The following is a 14,256-nucleotide window of genomic DNA, read 5'->3' on the forward strand; positions in this document are numbered from 1 at the left end:
ACACATCCACCCACCCGGGCAGGGCCGTAGCCGGGCCGGCGGTTCTCGGGGTGGCCGGCCTGCGTTGAGGACATCCACCCACCCGGGCGTTTGCTTGGCCTGCTGGCGGTTGTCGGGGCGGTCGGCTGATCAAGCGGGTCCACCCGCCCGGGTCTCTGCTTGGCCGGGCCGGCGGTTCGTGGGGGCTGGCTTTGAGGGCGGCCCTAAGGGGTCTCGCCCACCGCGTCCACAATGGTCTGGGTCGACCGGGACACCTCGGTGTTCCCGGTCCGGAACCCGAGGTATTCGTTGCTGGCCGCGTCGAAGAGCAGTTGGCCGTTGTGACCGCTGTCGGTCGACCAGCCGATCGCGACCGCGGGGTGGCCGTCGACCGGGGGGGAGTCGGCCAGGGTGAGGCCGGGCAGGGTCGCCGCCGCCTCGAACAGGGCCGCGCGGGCGGGGGGGCGCAGGTAGGTGGACTCGAAGAGCGACAGGACGTCCTTGCCCACCGAGTTGGGGTTGCCGGGGTCGTTGAACACCTCGGCGTTGAGGTGGGCGACCATCGCCTCCCCGGTCGTGGGCATGTCCGGGTCGTAGGCGGGGCGCGGCTCGCACGGCTCGGTGCCGATCGCGGTGTTGCCCTTGTGCACCACCGCCGCCCCGTCGCGGCAGCCCGGAGCGGGGACGGGGTGGCCGTCGCCGGTGTCGATCAGGCCGTCGTGGGTGCCGTCGATCGACAACCAGGCGCGGTAGGCGCCATTGTGGAGGTGGAGGAACTGGTCGGGGCGGGGGACGACGTCGGGCTGGGTGCGCTCGTACGCCGCCGCGAGGACCAGGACCGAGGCGGGGTCCGCGTCGGCGGGTGCGCCCGCGACGGGGGGTGCGCCGACCCCGGGTGGGGTCGGCGCGGGAGCGGTGGGGAGCAGGCTCACCACCGCGGCGACCGCCGCCGCCGCGGTGACGGCGGTGCCCCCGATCCAGGGGACCAGGCGGCGGGTGCGGCGGGGGTGGGCCGCCTCGGTGAGCAGGCGCTCGCGGGCGGCGGCGAGGGTCGCCCGGTCGGCGGGCGGGGCGTCGCCCGCGAAGTCGCGGATCAGGGTCAGGTCATCCACGGGAGGCCTCCTGGAGGGTGGTGTCGGGGGCGCCGAACGCGGCCCGCACCTTGCGGCGGGCGCGGTTGAGCCGGGACCGGACGGTCCCGACCGGGATGGCGAGGGCGGCGGCGATCTCCTCGTACCCCAACTGCTCCCAGGCGAAGAGCAGCAGCACGTCCCGGTCGCCGGGGGACAGCGCCCGCAGGGCGTCGCCGACGCCGACGACCTCGGCGCGCGCGGTGACCCCGGCGGCGACCCGGTCGGCCGGGCCGGGGTCGTGCGGTTCCGGGTGCAGCGCCTGGCGCAGCCGGAACTCCCTGGCCTCGGCCCTGGTGTGCCGGTTCGCCACGTTGGTGGCGATCCCGTACAGCCACGGGCGGGCGTCGGGCCGGTCGCGGTCGAACCGCGCCCTGACCCCGAACGCGGTCAGGAACGTCTCGCCGACCAGGTCGTCGGCGGCCTGGGCACCCAGGCGCCGGGCCAGGTAGCGGTGGATGGCCGGGGCGTGCCGGTCGAAGACCAGCGCGAACCGGGATGGCTCGGTCAGCGACGCGCCGATCACCGCCCCGTCGGGCGGGTCCGGGTGCTGCGGGGGTGCTGTCATGGGCGGCCTCTCGTGGACGCGGTGTCCCCCGCTATTCGCCCCGGGCCCCGATCGGGTTCACGGTCGCCAGCCAGGCGGTCACCTCGGCCGGGGTGCGCAGGTGGACCACGTCCAGGTGGGCGTGCCGGTCCTCGGCGAGCCTGGCCGCCAGGTACAGGCGCCTGGCGGGGTGGCCGGACCAGGCCGAGCGGGCGGGGTGGTCCGGGCTCAGCCACTCCCGCCAGCGCTCGACGTTGCCGTTGAAGATCCGCTCGCGGCGCAGGCTGCGGCGCAGCGAACGGGTGAACGCCCGGCGGGTGACCAGCCCGCGTGCGTAGTCCAGCCACACGACCGTGTCGGCCCGTGACCACAGCAGGTCGCGGACCGGTGGGGTGCCGTGGGAGTCGACGACCCACCCCCCGGTGCGGGCGAGCCGTTCCACGTCGGTCCGGTACGCCGCGCGCTCGACCCAGTCCGGTTCGAAGGCGAGGGTGTCCAGCTCGGTGAACGGCAGACCGAGGCGGTGCGCGAGGGCGGTCGCCAGTGTCGTCTTGCCCGCACCGGTCATGCCGGTCACGATCACCCTGCGCACCCCCGGGACCCTAGGCAGGCCGGTAGGTGGTGATGGTCCCGCCGTGGCTGAAGGTCAGCGCTTCCACGGGGGCGAACGGGCGGGGTCGGAACGGTCCGGTGAACATCGGCTTCCCGTCGCCCGCGACGACCGGGTACCGCTTGATGACCAGTTCATCGATCTCCGGCAGGAGTTGGCCCGCCAGGTCGGCGCCGCCGCACAACCAGATGTCGCCTGCCGTGGTCTCGGCCTTGAGCCCGCGCACGAGGCCGATCGGGTCGCCGGGAACCAGGTCGACGGTGGGGTCGGCGATCTCCGGCAGGGATCGGGACACCACGTGCTGGCGCAGGTGCGCGTACGGGCTGGTGATCCCCGCGTCCAGCGCGGGCCGGTAGGTGCCGCGCCCCATCACCACGGAGCTGAACCGCTGGTTGGCCGCCCCGTCGATGCCGAGGGGTTCGCGCAGGTGGGTCGGCATGGTCTCCGGGAACCGGGTGCGGAGGTGGTCGACCATGTCCGGTGCCTCGGGGTAGAAGTCGGTCTCGCCACCGGGGCCCTCGATGAAGCCGTCGATGGACACGGCGATGAAGTAGACGAGCTCGCGCACGGGGCCTCGAATCCTCCGGAACAACTCCGGCTGTAGTACTTTGGCTGTAGTGGTTTGAAAGTTAGCACTACGGATGGAGTGGTTTCAAGGTGCGACGCAACCCGGACCGGAGGGCGGCGCTGCTCGACGCCGCGATCGAGGTGTTGGCGGACGAGGGCGCGCGGGGTCTGACGTTCCGGTCGGTCGACCGGCGGGCGCAGGTGCCCGCGGGCACGGCGTCCAACTACTTCGCCAATCGCGACGACATCCTCACCCAGGCGGGGGAGCGCGTGTACGAACGGCTGACCCCCGACGAGGCGGTACTCGCCGCGGGGCTGGCCGGGCCGCGCGACCGGGCGAAGCTCGCCGAGCTCATGCACGAACTGGTGGGTCGGGTGGCGGCGTTCCCGGCCGGTTTCCTGGCCCTGCTGGAACTGCGCCTGGAGGCGACCCGTCGACCCGGACTGCGGGAGGTGCTGACCCGCCGCATCCGGGCCGACCTCGACGCGAACACCGGCTACCACGAGCAGTCCGGTCTCCCCGGTGACTCGGCCGCGGTGGTGTCGCTGTGGCTGGCCCTGAACTGGTTGATCATGGAACGGCTCACGCTCCCCGACCTGTTCACGCCGGAACAGCGCCACGACCTGGTCACCGCGCTGGTCGACCGCCTGACCCGCCCGCCGCGAACATGAACCGGGCCGAGCCTGCGACCGGGCACCCGCGGCCACGCCCCATCGTCGACCTGGTCGTGCACGGCCAAGTGGAGACCGGGCATTCAGCGGCGGTTCTCCGGGCACTCCGCGAGCAGGTTCTCCTCCAGGCGGGTCAGCACCGACAGCGCTGTGTCCCGCTCGGCCCCGTCCATGCCCGCGACGGTGATCTGCTCCAGTTCCCGCCAGCTCTCCTCCACCCGCGCGCGCAGCGCGTTGCCCGCCGGGGTGGACTCGACCAGGGTGGCCCGGCGGTCGCCGGGCCACGGGCCGCGGCGGACGAAACCGGCCTGCTCCAGCCGCTGCACGGTGCGGGTGACCGTGGCCGAGTCCGAGCCCAGCACCGCCATCAGGTCGGTCTGCCGCTGCGGGCCGGACTCCCACAGGTGCATCAGCAGGGTTTCCTGGCCGGGGTGCAGGCCGACCTGGCGCAGCAGCCGCCCGGCCAGCAGCCGGTGCAACCGGGCGACGCGGAAGACGGCGTGGCTGATCGGGCCGCCGCGGGCCGCGCCGGGCAGCGGCGCGGTCGCCGGGCCGGGCGGGTCCTGGGCCATGGATCGACTTTAGCTGTTCGGACAGGGATCTGCCACATGGTGGAACGGTTTGTCAACAGCCGGTGAGGTGGCTCATAAATGACCGGGGGCGGGAAGAGGGCCGGGCATTTGCCTGTTCGATCAGGTAAATCCTGAGCGCAGCGTGGAGGAGCCACCATGAGCACCGCCTTCGACCCCATCGACCTCGCGGGCCGCACCCTCGCCAACCGGGTCGCCATGGCCCCGATGACCCGCAGCCGCGCCCACGGCCCCGGCAACACCCCGACCGCCGCCACCGTCGAGTACTACGCGCAGCGGGCGAGCGCGGGCCTGATCATCACCGAGGGCATCCAGCCCACCGCCGTCGGCCAGGGCTACCCCGACACCCCGGGCCTGCACTCCGAGCAGCAGGTCGAAGCCTGGCGCGCGGTCACCGACGCGGTGCACGCCCGCGGCGGGGTGATCTTCGCCCAGCTCATGCACAGCGGCCGGATCGGCCACGCCAGCCTGCTGCCCGACGGCCTGCACCCGGTCGGCGCGTCCCCGGTCGCCGCCGCCGGGCAGGTCTACACCGCGGCGGGGCCGCAGACGTTCGAGGCGCCGGTCGAGCTGGACGGCGACGGCATCGCCGAGACCATCGCCGGGTTCGCCGACGCGGCCCGCAACGCCGTCGCCGCGGGCTTCGACGGTGTGGAACTGCACGGCGCCAACGGCTACCTGCTGCACCAGTTCCTCTCCACCAACGCCAACGCGCGCACCGACGAGTGGGGCGGCTCGGTCGAGGGGCGGACCAGGCTCGTGGTCGAGGTCGCGCGGGCGGTCACCGCCGCGATCGGCGCCGACCGGGTGGGCCTGCGGATCTCCCCGACCAACCCGTTCAACGACATCGTCGAGGACGGCCACGTCGAGACCTACACCGCGCTGGTCGACGCCCTGGTCCCGCTGGGCCTGGCGTACCTGCACGTGGCGGAGGCCCCCGGGCAGCGCGACCTGACCCTGGACCTGCGCGAGCGCTTCGGCGGCACGCTGCTGCTCAACCCGGCCACCCCCGGCGGTGCCACCGGTCCCGACGCGCTGGCGCTGGTCGAGGAAGGCGTGGCCGACGTCATCACCTTCGGGCAGCTCTTCCTGGCCAACCCGGACCTGCCCGCCCGACTGGCCGCGGGCGGCCCGTTCAACCCCGCCGACACGGCCACCTTCTACGGCGGCGACGAGCGCGGCTACACCGACTACCCGGCCCTGGTGGTCGAGAACGCCTGATCCCGGGACACTGGGCGGTATGGGGGAAGCACTGGTCATACCGCTGTCGGAGGAAGTCGGGTCGGCTGGGGTCGGGGGGAAGGCGCGGGCGCTGACGGCACTGGTGCGGGCCGGGGTCCCGGTCCCCGCCGGGTTCGTCGTCACCACCGCCGCCTTCCGCCGCCGGGCCGACCCGGCCGCGGTCGACGAGGTCCGGGACGCGGTCGCCGCCGCGTACGCGGGGCTCGGGTCGCCCGCCGTGGCCGTGCGCTCGTCGGCGACCGCGGAGGACCTGCCGGGGCTGTCGTTCGCCGGTCAGCACGACACGTTCCTGGGGGTCGAGGGGGCCGGGGAGGTGTTCGCGGCGGTCGAGCGGTGCTGGGCGTCGCTGGACTCCGCGCGGGCCGTGGCCTACCGGGAGCGGGCCGGGATCGACCACGCCGAAATGGCCGTGGTGGTCCAGGAACTCGTCGACGCCGAGTCGGCCGGGGTGCTGTTCACCGTCGACCCGGTGACCGGCGCGGACGGGGTGGTCGTGAACGCGGGCTGGGGGCTGGGCGAGTCGGTGGTCGACGGCTCGACCACCCCGGACACCTACGTCGTCGGCGGGCCGCGGCCGCGCCGGGTCATCGGCGACAAGGCGCTGCGCACGGTGCGCGTCCCCGGCGGGACCGCGGTGGAGCCGGTGCCGGACCGGTTGCGCCGCGCCCCGGTGCTGACCGAGGCGCAGACCGTCGAACTGGCCGCCCTCGGTGCCCTGGTCCACGAGCGGTTCGGCCCGTCCGACGTCGAGTGGGCGCGGCACCGCGACGGTTTCGCGATCCTGCAGGCCCGGCCGGTCACCGGCGCCGCCGCCGAGGCCCGCGAGTGGAACGACACCACCCGCGGCGACTACCTGTGGACCTGCGCCAACCTGGGCGAGGCCGTGCCCGGGGTGATGACCCCGGCCACCTGGTCGGTGGTGCGCACCCTGGCCCCGCCCCCGGTCGGCGGGCACCCGGTGAACGGCATCGTCGGCGGCCGGTTCTACCTCAACCTCAGCGCGGCCCTGGCCGTCGCGGGCGCGCTCGGCCTCGGCCGGTTCGCCCGCAAGGCCATGGCGCAGACCCTGGGTCCGATCCCCGCCGACGTCCCGCCGCTGCCGATGGCGCGACCGGCGCTGCTGCGCGCCGCGCTGCGGACGGCGATCGTGGCGGGCGTCGAATCGGTCCGCTACCGGCGTCGGTTGCCCGCACTGGTGGCCGCGAACCCCGCCCGCTGTGCCCGGCTCCGCGAACGGATCACCACCGCCCCGACCCCGGCCGACCTGGTCGGGCTGTGGCGCGCGGAAGGCCACGACCTGCTGTTCCGCACCTGCCGCACCTTCGACGCGGGTGCCCGGCAGGGCGGACCCGGCGCGGCGCACGCCAGGCTGCGCGCCCGGGTCGGCGACGATGACGCCGCGGTCCTCGCCACCGGCCTGCACACCGACTCCGACGAACTGGTCAGCCTCGGCCCGGCACTGGGCCTGGCCCGGCTGCGCGCGGGTCGCCTCGACCGCACCGCTTACCTCGACGCCTGGGGCCACCGCTGCGCCGACGAGTTCGAGCTGTCCGCGCCGCGCCCGGCCGAGGACCCGGACTGGCTCGACCGCGCCCTGGCCACCGCCGAGGGCGACCCGGAGGAACGCCTGCGCGCCCAGGCCGAGGCCCGCGCCAGGGTGTGGGCCCGGCACCCCGGCGCGGAGCGGGAACTGCGGCGCCCCTTGGCGAAGGCGACGGAGGCGGCGCGCGGGCGGGAGCTGGCGCGGTCGGAGATGGTGCGGGTGTTCTCGGTGCTGCGCGCCTTCTGGGTGCGGGCGGGGGAACTGACCGGGCGCGGCCACGACGTGTTCTTCCTCTCCCTGCCGGAACTGCTGACCGTCCTCGACGGCGACCCGACGCCGTTCGCGGCCGTGCCGGGGCGGCGCGTGGCGTACGACCGCTACCGCGCGCTCCCGCCCTACCCGACGGTGCTGCGCGGCCGGTTCGACCCGGTTTCGTGGGCGGCACAACGGGATTCGGCGCGACAGGACCCGATTCCGGGCGGCCCGGACGTCACCGGGCTCCCCGGTTCCGGCGGGGTCGCCGAGGGACCGGTGCGCGTCTTGTCCACTGTGGAGGAAGGGGCGGCGCTGCGGCCGGGGGAGGTGCTGGTGACGTCGGTGACCAACATCGGCTGGACCCCGCTGTTCTCCCGGGCGGCGGCGGTCGTCACCGACGTCGGCGCACCGCTGTCGCACGCCGCGATCGTCGCCAGGGAACTGGGCATCCCCGCCGTGGTCGGCTGCGGTGACGCCACGACCCGGCTGGTGACCGGCACCCGGGTCCGGGTGGACGGCGCCGCGGGCACGGTCACCGCGCTGGGCGGGTCGTCCTCTCCGGACACCCGCGCGGCGGTCGTGCTGGCGGGCGGGTCCGGCAGCAGGCTCGGCGGGGTCGACAAACCGGGGCTGGTCGTGGCCGGGCGCTCGTTGCTGGAACGGGCCGTGACCGCCGTCGACGGCGCGCGGACCGTGGTCGTCGGACCGCAGCGCGAGCTACCCCGGCCGGTGGAGTGGACGCGGGAGGACCCGCCCGGCGGTGGACCGGTGGCCGCGCTGCGGGCCGCCCTCGACGTGCTGGCCGACCTGCCCGAGCGCACCGTCACCGTGCTCCTCGCCGCCGACCTGCCCGCGGTGGACCACACGATCGTGGCGCGGCTGGCGGGCGAGGTGGGGGAGTGCGGGGCGGTGCTCGTGGACGGTGCCGGGCGCGAGCAGTGGCTGCTCAGCGCGTGGCGGCTCGGGGTGCTGCGCGCCGCCGTCCCCGCCGGTGGTGCCGGGATGTCGCTGCGCCGGGTCCTCGGCGGCCTCCCCGCCGCACGGGTGCCCGACCCCGGCGGCGCCGCGGCCGACATCGACACCCCGGAGGACCTGCGCCGGTTCGGGGGCTGAGGTCCCGGTCCGGGGGGACGGAGTTCGCGGGATGGAGTTCACAGCGCTCTCACCGCTCGTCGGGTTTGCTGGACCTCGGTGGAATGACCGTCCATAAGGAGGATGCCGGTGACCGAGCCCGGTCAGGCCGAGTTCACGAGCGAGTCGTCCGCGGCGACGCCCGCGCGGGACGCCCAGCTTCTCGAGCGGACCGTGTTCGAGGTCAAGCGCGTCATCGTCGGGCAGGACCGGCTGGTCGAGCGGATGCTCGTCGGACTGCTGGCCAAGGGGCACCTGCTGCTGGAGGGCGTGCCCGGCGTGGCCAAGACCCTCGCGGTGGAGACCTTCGCCAAGGTCGTCGGCGGCTCGTTCTCCCGCGTGCAGTTCACCCCCGACCTGGTGCCCGCCGACATCCTCGGCACCCGCATCTACCGGCAGGGCCAGGAGCGCTTCGACGTCGAGCTGGGCCCGGTCGTGGCCAACTTCGTGCTCGCCGACGAGATCAACCGCGCCCCCGCCAAGGTCCAGTCGGCGATGCTGGAGGTGATGGCCGAACGGCACGTGTCCATCGGCGGCCAGACCTTCCCCATGCCCGACCCGTTCCTGGTGCTCGCCACCCAGAACCCGATCGAGAACGAGGGCGTCTACCCGCTGCCCGAGGCGCAGCGCGACCGCTTCCTGTTCAAGATCCTGGTGGAGTACCCGACGGTCGAGGAGGAGCGCGAGATCGTCTACCGGATGGGCGTCGCGCCGCCGCAGCCGCAGCAGGTGCTCACCCCCGAGGAACTCAAGCGGTTGCAGGGCGTGGCCTCGTCGGTGTTCGTCCACCACGCGCTCGTCGACTACACCGTGCGCCTGGTCCTGGCCACCCGCACCCCGGCCGAGCACGGCCTCACCGACGTCGCGGGCTGGATCGCCTACGGCGCCTCCCCGCGCGCCAGCCTGGGCATCGTCGCCGCCGCGCGCGCCCTGGCCCTGGTCCGCGGCCGCGACTACGTGCTGCCCCAGGACGTGGTCGACGTGGTGCCCGACGTGCTGCGCCACCGCCTGGTCCTGTCCTACGACGCGCTCGCCGACGGCGTGCCGATCGAGCACATGATCTCCCGGGTGTTGCAGACCGTGCCGCTGCCGCAGGTCTCGGCCCGGCCGCAGAACGGCGCGCCCGCCGGGGTGGCGGGTAGGTAGTGGCTTCCTCTGGGAACCGCGGGGCAGGCCCCGAGGACTCCGGGACCCCCCGGCCGGACTGGGCGCCGCCGGTGCTGCGCGGCGACCGGATGGAAGCGGGCCTGCGCCTGCTGGAGATCGACGTCCGGCGCAGGCTCGACGGCCTGCTCCAGGGCAACCACCTCGGCCTGGTCCCCGGACCAGGTTCCGAACCCGGCGAGGCCCGCCCGTACGCCCCCGGCGACGACGTGCGCCGGATGGACTGGGCGGTCACCGCGCGCACCACGACCCCGCACATCCGCGAGACCGTGGCCGACCGCGAGCTGGAGACCTGGCTGGTGGTCGACCTGTCCGCCAGCCTGGACTTCGGCACCGCCGCCTGCGAGAAGCGCGACCTGGCCGTGGCCACCGTCGCCGCCATCGCCCACCTGACCCGCGGCGGCGGCAACCGCATCGGCGCGCTCATCTCCACCGGCGCCGAACTGGTCCGCGTCCCCGCCCGGGGCGGCCTCGCCCACGCCCGCGGCCTGGTCCGCAAGGTCGCCCAGGTCCAGCGCGCCCCCGAGGGCGTGCGCGGCGACCTGGCGAGCGCGGTCGAGCAGTTGCGCAGGCCCCCGCGCAGGCGCGGCCTGGCCGTGGTGGTCTCCGACTTCCTCGGCGACACCGACTGGCAGCGACCGCTGCGCGCGCTGTCGCTGCGCCACGAGCTGATCTCGGTGGAGATCGTCGACCCGCGCGACGTCGAACTGCCGGACGTGGGCACCGTCGTGCTCGCCGACCCGGAGACCGGGCGCCAGCGCGAGGTGACCGCCTCGCCGCTGCTGCGCAAGGAGTTCGCCGCCGCCGCCGCCGAGCACCGCGCCGAGGTGGCCTCCGGCATCCGCCGGGCGGGCAGCGGGCACCTGGTGCTGCGCACCGACTCGGACTGGATCGCCGACACCGTGCGCTTCGTCGTCTCCCGCAAGCGCCGCTGGTCGGGGGGTGCGGCATGAGCCTGAGCGGGTTCACCTCCCCCTGGTGGTTCCTGGTGCTGCTCGCGGTGGCCGCGCTGGCCGCCGGGTACGTGCTGGTGCAGAAGACCCTGCGCACGCGCACCCTGCGCTTCACCAACCTGGAACTGCTCGAACGCGTCGCCCCCAAGCGGCAGGGCCTCACCCGGCACCTGCCCGCGGTGGTGCTGATCCTGGCGCTGGTGCTGCTCACCGTGGCGATGGCCGGGCCGACCGCCGAGCAGAAGGTGCCGCGCAACCGGGCCACCGTGGTGCTGGTCATCGACGTGTCGCTGTCGATGGAGGCCACCGACGTCGCCCCGACCCGGCTGGAGGCTGCCAAGGTCGCCGCGAAGTCCTTCGCCGAGGGCCTGACCCCCGGGGTGAACCTGGGGTTGATCACCTTCGCGGGCACCGCCACCGTGCTGGTCGCCCCGACCACCGACCGGGCCGGGGTGGCCAGGTCGATCGACAACCTCAAGCTGGCCCAGTCCACCGCCACCGGTGAGGCGATCTTCGCCGCGCTCCAGTCGATCGAGGGCTTCTCCTCGGTCGTCGGCGGACCGGAGGGCCCACCGCCCGCCCGCATCGTGCTGATGTCCGACGGCAAGCAGACCATCCCCACCGAGTCCGAGGACGACTCGCGCGGCTCCTTCACCGCGGCCAGGGCGGCGGCCGACAAGAAGATCCCGATCACCACCATCTCCTTCGGCACCGCCGACGGCACGGTCGAGATCGAGGGCCGCCCCCAGTCGGTCGCCGTGGACGACGAGGCCATGGAGGAGATCGCCCAACTGTCCGGCGGCGACTTCTACCGGGCCGCCACCGCCGACCAGTTGCGCAAGGTCTACGACACCCTCGGCGAGCAGATCGGCTACGAGGTCAAGCAGGCCGACGCGAGCAGGCCGTGGCTCATCCTCGGCACCCTGCTGGCCCTGCTGTCCGCGGCGGGCTCCCTGGTCATCGGCCAGCGCCTGCCCTGACCGGCGACCACCTGGGACGACCACCGCTCAGGCGCCGCTTCGGCGCCGGAGGCCGCGTGGCCTCAGCGGGGTCACCGGTCATACGTCAGCGAAGGCCGCTAGCCTCACGGCGGATGATGTCGAGGGGCGCAAGGGGAAGACTGATGGACGGTTCCAACAATTCCGGCGGTCGCTCGGTGCTGGTCACCGGCGGCAACCGCGGCATCGGACTGGCCATCGCCAGGGCCTTCGCCGCCCAGGGCGACCGGGTGGCCATCACCCACCGCGGCTCGGGCGCCCCGGAGGGGCTGTTCGGCGTGAAGTGCGACGTCACCGACTCCACCGCGGTCGACGCGGCGTTCACCGAGGTCGAGGCGGAGCATGGGCCGGTCGAGGTGCTGGTGGCCAACGCGGGCATCACCGACGACACGCTGCTCATGCGGATGGACGAGGAGCAGTTCACCCGCGTCCTCGACGCCAACCTGACCGGCGCGTTCCGGGTGACCAAGCGCGCCACCCGCAACATGCTCCGGGCCCGCGCGGGGCGCATCGTCTACATCTCCTCGGTGGTGGGCCTGATGGGCTCGCCCGGTCAGGTCAACTACGCGGCCAGCAAGGCGGGCATGGTCGGCATGGCCCGCTCCATCTCCCGGGAGCTGGGCTCGCGCAACATCACCGCCAACGTCGTGGCCCCCGGCTTCGTGGCCACCGACATGACCGAGACGCTCACCGAGGACCGGCGCAAGCAGATCCTCGCCTCGGTCCCGGCCGGGCGCTACGCCCAGCCCGAGGAGGTCGCCGCCGCGGTGACCTTCCTCGCCTCGCCCGCCGCGGGCTACATCACCGGCGCGGTGCTGCCGGTCGACGGCGGCCTCGGCATGGGCCACTGACCACCACCCCGTCCCGTAACACCGTTCCAGGAGGACTCCCGGCCATGACCGGTCTGCTCGAAGGCAAGCGGCTGCTGATCACCGGTGTGATCACCGACGCGTCGATCGCGTTCCACGTCGCCAAGGCGGCCCAGGAGCAGGGCGCCGAGGTCGTGCTCACCGGCTTCGGCCGGATGAGCCTGGTGCAGCGGATCGCCACCCGCCTGCCCAAGCCCGCCCCGGTCATCGAACTCGACGTGCAGAACGACGAGCAGCTCGCCGGCCTCGCCGACGCGGTGCGCGAGCACGTCGACGGCCTCGACGGGGTGGTGCACGCCATCGGGTTCGCCCCGCAGTCCTGCCTGGGCGCGCCGTTCCTGGACGCCCCGTGGAAGGACGTCGCGGTCGCGCTGGAGGTCTCGGCGTACTCGCTCAAGTCGCTGGCGGTGGCGGCGCTGCCGCTGCTGGGCCCCGGCTCGTCCATCGTCGGCCTGGACTTCGACGCCCGCGTCGCCTGGCCCGCCTACAACTGGATGGGCGTGGCGAAGGCCGCGTTCGAGTCCACCAACCGCTACCTGGCCCGCGAGCTGGGCCCCAAGGGCGTCCGGGTGAACCTGGTCGCCGCCGGTCCGGTGCGCACCATGGCCGCCAAGTCCATCCCCGGCTTCAAGGAGCTGGAGGACGCCTGGGGCGAGCGCGCCCCGCTGGGCTGGGACGTCAACGACGCCACCCCGGTCGCCAAGTCGGTCTGCGCGCTGCTGTCGGACTGGCTGCCCGCCACCACCGGCTCCATGGTGTGGGTCGACGGCGGCGTGCACGCGCTGGGCATGTGAGCTAGAACTGCGCACATGACCGACGCGTTGCTGTGGCTGTCCTTCGGCGGCCCCGAGTCCCCGGCCGACGTCCGCCCGTTCCTGGAGAACGTCACCCGGGGGCGCGGGGTCCCGCCGGAACGCCTCGACGAGGTGGAGCAGCACTACCAGCACTTCGGCGGCGTGTCGCCGATCAACCGGCTCAACCGGGAGGCGATGGACGCCGTCCGCGCCGCACTGGCCGCCGCCGGGATCGACCTGCCGGTGTACTTCGGCAACCGCAACTGGCACCCCATGGTGGAGGACACCGTCGCGGAGATGGCCGCCGACGGCGTCCGCTCCGCGCTGGTGTTCCCCACCAGCGCCTACGGCGGCTACTCGGCCTGCCGCCAGTACGACGAGGACATCGCCCGCGCCCGCGAGTCGGTCGGCGACGACGCGCCCGACCTGGTGAAGCTGCGCCACTTCTTCGACCACCCGCTGTTCGTCTCCGCCTTCGCCGACGCCGTGCGCGCCGCCGCCGCCGACCTGCCCGAGGGGTACCGGCTGGTCTTCACCGCGCACTCGGTGCCCGACTCCGCCGACCGCGCCGCGGGCCCGCCGGAGGAAGGTGGCCGCCGCTACTCCCGGCAGGTCGCCGAAGCCGCCCGGCTGGTGGCCGCCGAGGTGGGCGCCGACGGGTTCGACGTGGTGTGGCAGTCGCGGTCGGGTCCGCCGCGCATCCCGTGGCTGGAGCCCGACGTGGTCGACCACATCGAGGCGCTGCACGCCGACGGGGTGCGGGCGGTGCTGGTGTGCCCGGTCGGGTTCGTCAGCGACCACCTGGAGGTCGTCTGGGACCTCGACACCGAGGCCAAGGAGAAGGCCGAGGAACTGGGCATGGCCTTCGCCCGCGCCGCCACCCCGAACGGCGACCCCCGGTTCGCCGAACTGGTGGTGGAACTCGTCCGCGAACACCTGGCCGGGGCCGAGGCGCGCAAGCTGTCGGACTTCCCGGTCGGCGGCTGCACGCTCAACGGCGCCCCGTGCGCGGTCGCCTGCTGCGAACCGGTCCGCCGCCCGGCTCCCGCGCAGGCGGGTCAGGGCCGCCCCGCGAGCTGACCTCCGGGCGTGCCCTGCTGGGTTTGTGGGTGTGCTCTGCCGTGGCTTTGGTTCAAAGCCCGGTTATTTGTCGGTGGTGCCCGGTCTTTGTGTGGGTGGTGCCCGGCTGGGTGGATGTGTTTGGCCGGGGCC

Annotated in this window: 14 protein-coding genes; 9 read left to right on the top strand and 5 right to left on the bottom strand. The window is 74.2% G+C overall.

Features of this window, described 5'->3' with window-relative positions:
- Positions 1–203: 203 nt before the first annotated feature.
- The 4 genes from UO65_RS01450 to UO65_RS01465 are packed head-to-tail and all read right to left on the bottom strand — an operon-like array spanning position 204 to position 2,834.
- The gene (locus UO65_RS01450) at positions 204–1,091 is read right to left on the bottom strand and encodes a hypothetical protein (RefSeq protein ID WP_035277933.1); all 888 of its coding nucleotides are present in this window, start codon (positions 1,089–1,091) and stop codon (positions 204–206) included.
- Positions 1,084–1,677: an RNA polymerase sigma factor gene (locus UO65_RS01455; protein WP_035277934.1), complete on the bottom strand. Its 594-nt coding sequence runs from the start codon at positions 1,675–1,677 to the stop codon at positions 1,084–1,086. The genes UO65_RS01450 and UO65_RS01455 overlap by 8 nt, the downstream gene beginning before the upstream one ends.
- 31 nt (positions 1,678–1,708) lie before the next feature.
- Positions 1,709–2,248, bottom strand: coding sequence for an AAA family ATPase (locus UO65_RS01460; RefSeq protein WP_035277935.1), 540 nt, complete (start codon positions 2,246–2,248; stop codon positions 1,709–1,711).
- A gap of 10 nt (positions 2,249–2,258) precedes the next feature.
- On the bottom strand, positions 2,259–2,834 hold the full coding sequence (locus UO65_RS01465; RefSeq protein WP_035277937.1) for a dihydrofolate reductase family protein: 576 nt from the start codon (positions 2,832–2,834) through the stop codon (positions 2,259–2,261).
- An 89-nt stretch (positions 2,835–2,923) separates the two neighbouring features.
- Here UO65_RS01465 and UO65_RS01470 point away from each other — a divergent pair, with 89 nt between their 5' ends.
- Entirely contained in the window at positions 2,924–3,505 is a 582-nt protein-coding gene (locus UO65_RS01470; protein WP_035277939.1) for a TetR/AcrR family transcriptional regulator, read from the top strand.
- Positions 3,506–3,588: 83 nt separating this feature from the next.
- On the opposite strand, the gene UO65_RS01475 is transcribed toward UO65_RS01470, so the two are convergent.
- A complete protein-coding gene (locus UO65_RS01475) occupies positions 3,589–4,077 on the bottom strand; it encodes a MarR family winged helix-turn-helix transcriptional regulator (protein WP_035277940.1) in 489 nt (162 codons plus the stop codon).
- 156 nt (positions 4,078–4,233) lie between these two features.
- Between UO65_RS01475 and UO65_RS01480 the strand changes: the two genes are divergently transcribed.
- The 8 genes from UO65_RS01480 to UO65_RS01515 all read left to right on the top strand — a co-directional run bounded on the left by UO65_RS01480 (position 4,234) and on the right by UO65_RS01515 (position 14,124).
- On the top strand, positions 4,234–5,316 hold the full coding sequence (locus UO65_RS01480; protein WP_035277941.1) for an alkene reductase: 1,083 nt from the start codon (positions 4,234–4,236) through the stop codon (positions 5,314–5,316).
- Positions 5,317–5,335: 19 nt separating this feature from the next.
- Positions 5,336–8,248: a PEP/pyruvate-binding domain-containing protein gene (locus tag UO65_RS01485; RefSeq protein ID WP_063935857.1), complete on the top strand. Its 2,913-nt coding sequence runs from the start codon at positions 5,336–5,338 to the stop codon at positions 8,246–8,248.
- Positions 8,249–8,350: 102 nt separating this feature from the next.
- Positions 8,351–9,412 (top strand): AAA family ATPase, encoded by a 1,062-nt coding sequence (locus UO65_RS01490; protein WP_052020421.1) that lies wholly within the window; start codon positions 8,351–8,353, stop codon positions 9,410–9,412.
- 89 nt (positions 9,413–9,501) lie between these two features.
- On the top strand, positions 9,502–10,383 hold the full coding sequence (locus UO65_RS01495) for a DUF58 domain-containing protein (RefSeq protein ID WP_181400239.1): 882 nt from the start codon (positions 9,502–9,504) through the stop codon (positions 10,381–10,383).
- Positions 10,380–11,363, top strand: coding sequence for a VWA domain-containing protein (locus tag UO65_RS01500; RefSeq protein ID WP_035277946.1), 984 nt, complete (start codon positions 10,380–10,382; stop codon positions 11,361–11,363). Before UO65_RS01495 ends, UO65_RS01500 begins: the two co-directional genes overlap by 4 nt.
- Positions 11,364–11,506: 143 nt before the next feature.
- On the top strand, positions 11,507–12,232 hold the full coding sequence (gene fabG / locus UO65_RS01505) for a 3-oxoacyl-[acyl-carrier-protein] reductase (protein ID WP_035277947.1): 726 nt from the start codon (positions 11,507–11,509) through the stop codon (positions 12,230–12,232).
- A gap of 44 nt (positions 12,233–12,276) precedes the next feature.
- Positions 12,277–13,044: an enoyl-ACP reductase FabI gene (gene fabI, locus UO65_RS01510; RefSeq protein ID WP_035277948.1), complete on the top strand. Its 768-nt coding sequence runs from the start codon at positions 12,277–12,279 to the stop codon at positions 13,042–13,044.
- 15 nt (positions 13,045–13,059) lie between these two features.
- Complete coding sequence (locus tag UO65_RS01515; protein WP_035277950.1) at positions 13,060–14,124, top strand: ferrochelatase; 1,065 nt, start codon at positions 13,060–13,062, stop codon at positions 14,122–14,124.
- The last annotated feature ends 132 nt before the right edge of the window (positions 14,125–14,256 follow it).

Origin of the sequence: Actinokineospora spheciospongiae (genome assembly GCF_000564855.1) — a bacterium.
GTDB classification, from domain to species: Bacteria; Actinomycetota; Actinomycetes; order Mycobacteriales; family Pseudonocardiaceae; genus Actinokineospora; species Actinokineospora spheciospongiae.

What these genes read in the sequence shown, in the direction of transcription:
- UO65_RS01515 (WP_035277950.1), top strand. Translation starts at nt 13,060, where the DNA reads ATGACCGACGCGTTGCTGTGGCTGTCCTTCGGCGGCCCCGAGTCCCCG.
- UO65_RS01455 (WP_035277934.1), bottom strand. Translation starts at nt 1,677, where the DNA reads ATGACAGCACCCCCGCAGCACCCGGACCCGCCCGACGGGGCGGTGATC.
- UO65_RS01475 (WP_035277940.1), bottom strand. Translation starts at nt 4,077, where the DNA reads ATGGCCCAGGACCCGCCCGGCCCGGCGACCGCGCCGCTGCCCGGCGCG.
- fabG (WP_035277947.1), top strand. Translation starts at nt 11,507, where the DNA reads ATGGACGGTTCCAACAATTCCGGCGGTCGCTCGGTGCTGGTCACCGGC.
- UO65_RS01485 (WP_063935857.1), top strand. Translation starts at nt 5,336, where the DNA reads ATGGGGGAAGCACTGGTCATACCGCTGTCGGAGGAAGTCGGGTCGGCT.
- fabI (WP_035277948.1), top strand. Translation starts at nt 12,277, where the DNA reads ATGACCGGTCTGCTCGAAGGCAAGCGGCTGCTGATCACCGGTGTGATC.
- UO65_RS01480 (WP_035277941.1), top strand. Translation starts at nt 4,234, where the DNA reads ATGAGCACCGCCTTCGACCCCATCGACCTCGCGGGCCGCACCCTCGCC.
- UO65_RS01490 (WP_052020421.1), top strand. Translation starts at nt 8,351, where the DNA reads ATGCCGGTGACCGAGCCCGGTCAGGCCGAGTTCACGAGCGAGTCGTCC.
- UO65_RS01495 (WP_181400239.1), top strand. Translation starts at nt 9,502, where the DNA reads ATGGAAGCGGGCCTGCGCCTGCTGGAGATCGACGTCCGGCGCAGGCTC.
- UO65_RS01500 (WP_035277946.1), top strand. Translation starts at nt 10,380, where the DNA reads ATGAGCCTGAGCGGGTTCACCTCCCCCTGGTGGTTCCTGGTGCTGCTC.